This is a genomic window from Dyella silvatica, assembly GCF_026283955.1.
Lineage (GTDB): Bacteria > Pseudomonadota > Gammaproteobacteria > Xanthomonadales > Rhodanobacteraceae > Dyella_C > Dyella_C silvatica.
In genome coordinates, this window is the sequence record NZ_JAPDPE010000177.1 from 1 (window position 1) to 6,251 (window position 6,251).

The window sequence follows — 6,251 nt, forward strand, 5'->3', positions numbered from 1 at the left end:
GCCTTTTCGCCAGGGCAGGAAGCCCTGTCGAAAAGCCCGGCCAGCCCTCACGCACCCGAAGGGCGACAAGCGGGGTTGGCCTTTCTTTGGGTTACTTTTCTTTGGCCACGCAAAGAAAAGTGACTCGGCCTCCGGCAGGAGGTCGAAAGCCCGCCGCAGGCGAACAACCTCGCGATATCACAGCAGGCAAGTACGAAAGCCCGCCGCAGGCGAACCAGTTCGCGACACGATCACAAACAAGCCAACCCCGCCGCAGGCGACAAGTTCGCCACCTCACAACAAACAAGCGAGGCGCAATAAACGCGCGCACCCAGCCCTCAGCAACAAACCCAATCCCCCTTCTCAAGTTTCCAAATCAAACGCCGAAACAGTCCCTGAGGCGGCGGCACTCAACAAGAACGCCCCGCCGACCAACCACTGCCGGCCATCGTCGGCACTTCAGTCCCGATATGGAGTACTTCCCATGGTCATGAGCGTTACCACCAATATCAACTCGCTGAACGCGCAAAACAATCTGGCTAAATCCCAGAGCAAACTCAGCACCGCGATTCAGCGTCTGTCGTCGGGCATGCGCATCAACAGCGCCAAAGACGATGCCGCCGGCCTGGCCATCTCGACCCGCTTCACCACCCAGATCAACGGCCTCAACCAGGCTGTCTCCAACGCTAACGACGGTATCTCGATGGCGCAGACCACTGAGTCGGCGCTGGACGAAGTGACCAACAACTTGCAGCGCATTCGTCAGCTGGCAGCGCAGTCGGTCAGCGGCTCCTACTCCAGCACGAACCGTGGCGAGATGGATAAGGAAGTGCAGGAGCGTCTGGCGGAAGTCACCCGCATCGCTCAGCAGACCAACTTCAACGGCACCAAGGTGCTCGACGGCAGCGCCGGTTCGGTCGCGTTCCAGGTCGGTGCCAACGTCGGCGAAACGATCAGCGTGAACTTCGGCGTCGGCATGAAAGCCAACCAGATCGGTCAGGTCGATAGCGCCACGGTGACCTCCAGCGGCACGGCGCCGACTTATCCGTTGACCCTTGCGGCCGACCAGAAAATCCAGGTTGGCGGTGCTACCGGCAGCACGGTCACGCTGAAGAGCGGCACGGTGTACAACAGCGCCGCTGACGTGGCGACGGCATTGAACGCCGGCTTTAAGGATCAGGGTGTGGACGTGCAGGCGACCACCGACGCCACCGGCAAGATCACCATCCAGTCGTTCGGTGCGGACGTCGATGCCTCCGGTGCGACCGCGCTGGGTTTCGCCGCCACCGACAAGGCCACCCATGCGCTTGATGCCAAGCACTTGGCGGACGCCTCGGTTTCCACCGTGGCTGGCGCCAATGACACCATTCGCCGCATCGATGCCGCGCTGCAGTCGGTGAGCGATCTGCGCTCCAACCTGGGTGCGGTGCAGAACCGCTTCCAGTCGACCATCAACAACCTGCAGACCATTTCGCAGAACCTGAGCTCGTCGCGCAGCCAGATCCAGGACGCCGACTTCGCGCAAGAGACGGCGAACATGTCCAGCGCGCAGGTGCTGCAGCAGGCTGGCGTGTCGGTGTTGGCACAGGCCAACTCCAGCCAGCAGAGCGTGCTGAAGTTGCTGCAGTAATGGCTTGAGTTTGGGCGGCCACACGCAGGGATCGTAAACGGGTTCTGCGTGTGGCCGCTTTCTTGCATGAGTCCCTTCATAGGTTATTGAACCGGCTCTGAGGTAATCCATGGCAATCACCACCACTCCCACGTCATCGTCAAATAGCCCGCTCACTGCCGCCGGTGTCGGCTCGGGATTGGATGTGACGACCCTTGTGAGCAAGCTCGTCGCGGCAAAGAAAGCGCCGCTGCAAGGGCAGATCGATAGCCAGACGAACAGCGCCAAGACCGAGATATCCGCGCTGGGGCAGATCAGCTCCGCGCTTTCGACTTTGAAGACGGCGCTGGCTTCGCTCAGCGACGGCAGCGCATTCAATACCCGCAAGGTCGCCAGCAGCGACAGCACGGTGCTTACCGCTTCGTCGACGACGGGTGCGGTCAACGGCAGTTACAACATCAACGTCAGTCAATTGGCGACAGCGCTCAAGCTGACGTCTGGCGGCGTCGCCAACGCGCAGACCCAGCTAGGCACGGGCACGCTTACTGTCGCCATCGGCAGCCAGCAGATGCAGTTGAACATCGACAGCACGAACGGCTCGCTGGCGTCGATTCGCGATGCGATCAACGGTGCCAGCAACAACCCCGGTGTTACCGCTACCATCGTCACCGGCAGCGACGGTGCGCATTTGGTGATGAGCAGCAATGCAACCGGTGCCGTCAATAGTTTTACGGTGAGCAGCAGCGGTGGCGACGGCGGTTTGGCGGCACTCAATTACACGCCCGGTGCCAGCGCCAATGGCATGAAGGTCACCAACCCGGCACAAGACGCGACCTACACCATCGACGGCATGCCGGGCAGCAGTGCCAGCAATACGGTGAGCAACGGTATCGATGGCGTCAGCATGACGCTGAGCAAGGTCGGCAGCGCCAGCTTGAGCCTGACCAGCGATCCCAGTGCGGCTACCGCGGCAGTGAACGGCTTCGTCAACGCCTACAACAACCTGACCGCGCTATATAAAAGCCTGACCCAGTACGACGCCACCGGCAACAATACCGGCGCCTTGCTCGGCGATGCCACGCTCAACAACATCAAGACCACCTTGTCGGGCATTGTCAGCGGTACCGGCGGTAGCGGCAGCACGCTGAGCTCCATCGGCATTACGTTGCAAGTCGATGGCACGCTGAAGGTAGACAGCGGTCAGCTGCAGGCGGCCACCGCCGATGGCGGCACCCAGCTCAAGGGGATGTTCTCCGGTACCAACGGACTGGCCAGCAAACTCAGCAGCCCGCTCGATGGCTGGATCGGCACCCAGGGCATTCTGGCGGTGCGCACCACCAATCTGAATCAGCAGCTTAAAGACCTCACCACTCGCCAGGCCAGCCTGGATAGCGACATGAGCGATTTGTCGACGCGCTATACCAAGCAATTCACCGCGCTCGACACCATGCTGACCAAGCTCAACAACACCAGCAGCTATTTGACGCAGCAGTTCAATTCGTTGAACAACAAGAACTAATCGGCGAGCGAGAGGGCGAGGCAATGGCATTCGGTTATGGCGCAGGCGCTTATCAGCAGGTTCGCTCGCAGGGCGGTGTAGAACTGGCCGATCCGCACGGCTTGATTAGCCTGTTGATGGATGGCGCGCTCGACCGCCTGGTCAAGGCGCGCGGTTATATGCAGCACGGCGAAGTGGCGGCCAAGGGCGAAACCATCACCCGTTGCATCGATATCATCGGTGCGCTGCGCGACAGCCTCGATCACTCGGTGGACGCCCAGTTCAGCGGTCGCCTCGATGCGCTTTACGAATACATGGGGCGGCGCTTACTGCACGCTAACTTGAACAACGACCTCAGTGCCCTGGACGAAGTCTCGACCCTGCTGCAGCCGATTCGCGATAGCTGGGTGCAGATTCCCGCCGAGGCGCGTCAGCGTCCGGCGGCACAGGGTGCCGCGGCATGAGCGGATCGTCGATGGCCCTGCAGCAAGCCATGATTTTGACGCATGCCATGCAGGCGGCGGCGCAAGCCGCCGACTGGGACCGCTTGACCCGACTCGAGGCCGAGCGAGAGCCGCTGTTATTGCAGCCGCATACGGTGAACGCCGAATCGCAGGCCCTGGTAGATGCCATTCTCGCCTGTGACCGCGCACTATCCGTGCAGGTACGCGAGGCGCGCGACGCCGTCGCCGCCCAGTGGCGGGGTGTGCAGGCCATAGCTGCCTATGGCAGTGCGCTGTAGGCCATACCAATGGCGCGGGTAGGCAGCTCGCCAACGGATCGATCGATGCTTTAAACACGCAGCCAGGGCGGAGGGGCCGCGATGATGTACCGATACTCAACTCTCTATGTCCAGCTTCCGGGCGGCGCATCATGAGCAGCCCATGGGAGGAGTTCGAGCAGCATCTCGCCTGTGAAGGTGAGTGGCATGTCGATTGCGCGCCACTGGCGTGGCCACTGGATGCGCGGCTTGCCGCGGGCTATGTGGAAAAAAACCTTTCGGTACTGGCGACCATCGCCGTACTGGAAGACCGCCGCAGCGACACCGCCGACGATGACAATCCGGTGATGCAAGAAATGCTGCGACTGGATGCCAAGCTCAATGCCTTGATCGACATCGTCAACCGTTTGCTGGTACCGATGGCTTTACCGGCGCGGCAAAGCCTGCGCTTCAACGCCGTGGGCGCATTGCTGCCCGAGGCCTTGGCCATCGATAGCGAGGCGTTGCTGTTGCGTATCCGTTTTGACGCCAGCCCCGGCCTGTTGCTGGAGCTGCCTGCGCGATGCGTGCGTCAATTCGCTGACGGCCGCCGGTTTGTCGAGTTCGAACAGCGCAGTGACGCCTTGCGTGAGGGTCTCGAACGACTCGTTTTTCGTCATCACCGACGCAAAGTGGCAGTAATCCGTCACGCGGGGTTGTGAAATTCGCCAACCCGTGCACAAAACACAATGTGATGAAAATCACAAAAAATGCATCATTCACACGCATTTTTTGACGCCGTTGGCATTCCGTCGTCGTTGCCGCCGAAGACTGTCTTACGTCAGCCTGCATTCATTTATCCGCTACTTCTCAAGAACTTGCGTGGCATCCGCTGATTCCTGTGCGGCCGCGAGCGGTTTCTTTCGAGAGCGTGTTCAGCACTTCATGAGCTGAGGGCCGCAACGTCTTGGCCTCGATCTTGCGTTAGCTTCCCGCGAGTGCGACGAAGGACAGTTGTCACGTGGCAAGTAGGCAGTCTGATTGGAATCTGGCTGCAAGCAGAGTCAGGGGAATCGCAGTGAAAAATCAAAGCATCCTAGTCATCGAGGCAGACGTTGTAAGAGCGGAATCGATTTATTCTGCGCTGCAGTTTCTTGGCTACTGCCCGCAGTACAGCGATCGTTGCCAGCCGCAGCAAAGCGAGTCGGCCGCAGGCGATCAAGGCCGCTGGCGCGCGATTTATATCGGCGATGTCATTGATCTGGATGATTATCAGCGGCAGCTCGATCTATTGGGCGAGCAGGCATTGCAGTTGCCCTTGCTGGTCGCCGCCGATTCGCCGCTGGCCGCCCAATTGAGCGGCGCGGCAAGCAGTGATCGCAGCCGCAAGGTCGAGCTGATTACCTTCCCGCTGCGTTACGAACACCTGACCAAGGCCTTGAGTGAGCTGAGCACCACGCCGGCTGCTGGCGTGCCGGGCGTGCGGCGCAGTGTCGGCGGCTCGGCGCCGTTGGCGCGGGTCAACGATCTGATTCGCCAGGTCGCGCCGTTTGATTCCAACGTCCTGGTACTGGGCGAATCGGGCACCGGCAAGGAAATGGTGGCGCGCACGATTCATGATTGCTCGCCGCGCAGCGAGCGTCCTTTTGTGGCGATCAACTGCGGGGCGATTCCGGCCGAATTGCTGGAAAGCGAACTGTTCGGCCATGAAAAGGGCGCCTTCACTGGCGCCATCAGCGCGCGCAAAGGGCGCTTTGAGCTGGCCGAAGGCGGCACGCTATTTCTCGATGAGATCGGCGACATGAGCCTGCCGATGCAGGTGAAATTGCTGCGCGTCTTGCAAGAACGGGTGTACGAACGGGTGGGTGGCAGCCGCTCCATGCGTTGCGACGTACGCATCATTGCGGCGACACACCGCAATCTCGAGCAGGCGATCAACGAGGGCGGTTTCCGCGAAGATCTGTACTACCGGCTCAGCGTTTTCCCGCTGGAAATGCCCTCGCTGCGCGAGCACCTGGACGATATGCCGGAGTTGATCGCCGAGTTCAATCAACGCTTGATGCGACGCGGTCTCAACCGTGTGCGTTTCAGTGCGGGTGCGCTGGCTGCCTTGCGTGGCTATAGCTGGCCCGGCAATGTGCGTGAGCTGAGCAACCTGGTCGAACGCAGGGCCATTCTGTATCCCACGGGCGAAGTGCGTGCCTGCGACCTGCCGGAAAAATACCGCGGCGCATCCACTCACACCGAGGCCAGCGGCGCGGCCTTGCTGGCCTTGATGGAAATGCATACGCCAGCGCCGAGCGCCAGCGGTAGCTGCATGGATTCAGCGGTCACGCTACCCGAAGGCGGGCTCGATCTGAAAGATCATCTGGCCGATATCGAGATCGGTTTGATCCGTCAGGCACTCGACGCCACCGGCGGTGTCGTGGCACACGCGGCCAAGCTGTTGCGCATGCAGCGCACCA

The 6,251-nt window shown here is 61.0% G+C and carries 6 protein-coding genes; all 6 read left to right on the plus strand.

The window, feature by feature from the left end:
• The first annotated feature begins 463 nt into the window (after positions 1 to 463).
• Positions 464 to 1,609, plus strand: coding sequence for a flagellin N-terminal helical domain-containing protein (locus OUZ52_RS21770; protein WP_266160693.1), 1,146 nt, complete (start codon positions 464 to 466; stop codon positions 1,607 to 1,609).
• A gap of 109 nt (positions 1,610 to 1,718) precedes the next feature.
• Complete coding sequence (fliD, locus tag OUZ52_RS21775) at positions 1,719 to 3,107, plus strand: flagellar filament capping protein FliD (protein WP_266160694.1); 1,389 nt, start codon at positions 1,719 to 1,721, stop codon at positions 3,105 to 3,107.
• A gap of 23 nt (positions 3,108 to 3,130) precedes the next feature.
• Positions 3,131 to 3,550, plus strand: coding sequence for a flagellar export chaperone FliS (fliS, locus tag OUZ52_RS21780; protein ID WP_266160695.1), 420 nt, complete (start codon positions 3,131 to 3,133; stop codon positions 3,548 to 3,550).
• Positions 3,547 to 3,828 (plus strand): flagellar protein FliT, encoded by a 282-nt coding sequence (fliT, locus tag OUZ52_RS21785; protein WP_266160697.1) that lies wholly within the window; start codon positions 3,547 to 3,549, stop codon positions 3,826 to 3,828. The genes fliS and fliT overlap by 4 nt, the downstream gene beginning before the upstream one ends.
• A gap of 131 nt (positions 3,829 to 3,959) precedes the next feature.
• The gene (locus OUZ52_RS21790; protein ID WP_266160699.1) at positions 3,960 to 4,508 is read left to right on the plus strand and encodes a PilZ domain-containing protein; all 549 of its coding nucleotides are present in this window, start codon (positions 3,960 to 3,962) and stop codon (positions 4,506 to 4,508) included.
• A gap of 356 nt (positions 4,509 to 4,864) precedes the next feature.
• A partial coding sequence (locus OUZ52_RS22920; RefSeq protein WP_323135389.1) for a sigma-54 dependent transcriptional regulator occupies positions 4,865 to 6,251 on the plus strand: 1,387 nt, incomplete at its 3' end.

Excerpts from the sequence above, each read along its gene's own strand:
- OUZ52_RS21770 (WP_266160693.1), top strand. The coding sequence starts at position 464 with ATGGTCATGAGCGTTACCACCAATATCAACTCGCTGAACGCGCAAAAC.
- fliT (WP_266160697.1), top strand. The coding sequence starts at position 3,547 with ATGAGCGGATCGTCGATGGCCCTGCAGCAAGCCATGATTTTGACGCAT.
- OUZ52_RS21790 (WP_266160699.1), top strand. The coding sequence starts at position 3,960 with ATGAGCAGCCCATGGGAGGAGTTCGAGCAGCATCTCGCCTGTGAAGGT.
- fliS (WP_266160695.1), top strand. The coding sequence starts at position 3,131 with ATGGCATTCGGTTATGGCGCAGGCGCTTATCAGCAGGTTCGCTCGCAG.
- fliD (WP_266160694.1), top strand. The coding sequence starts at position 1,719 with ATGGCAATCACCACCACTCCCACGTCATCGTCAAATAGCCCGCTCACT.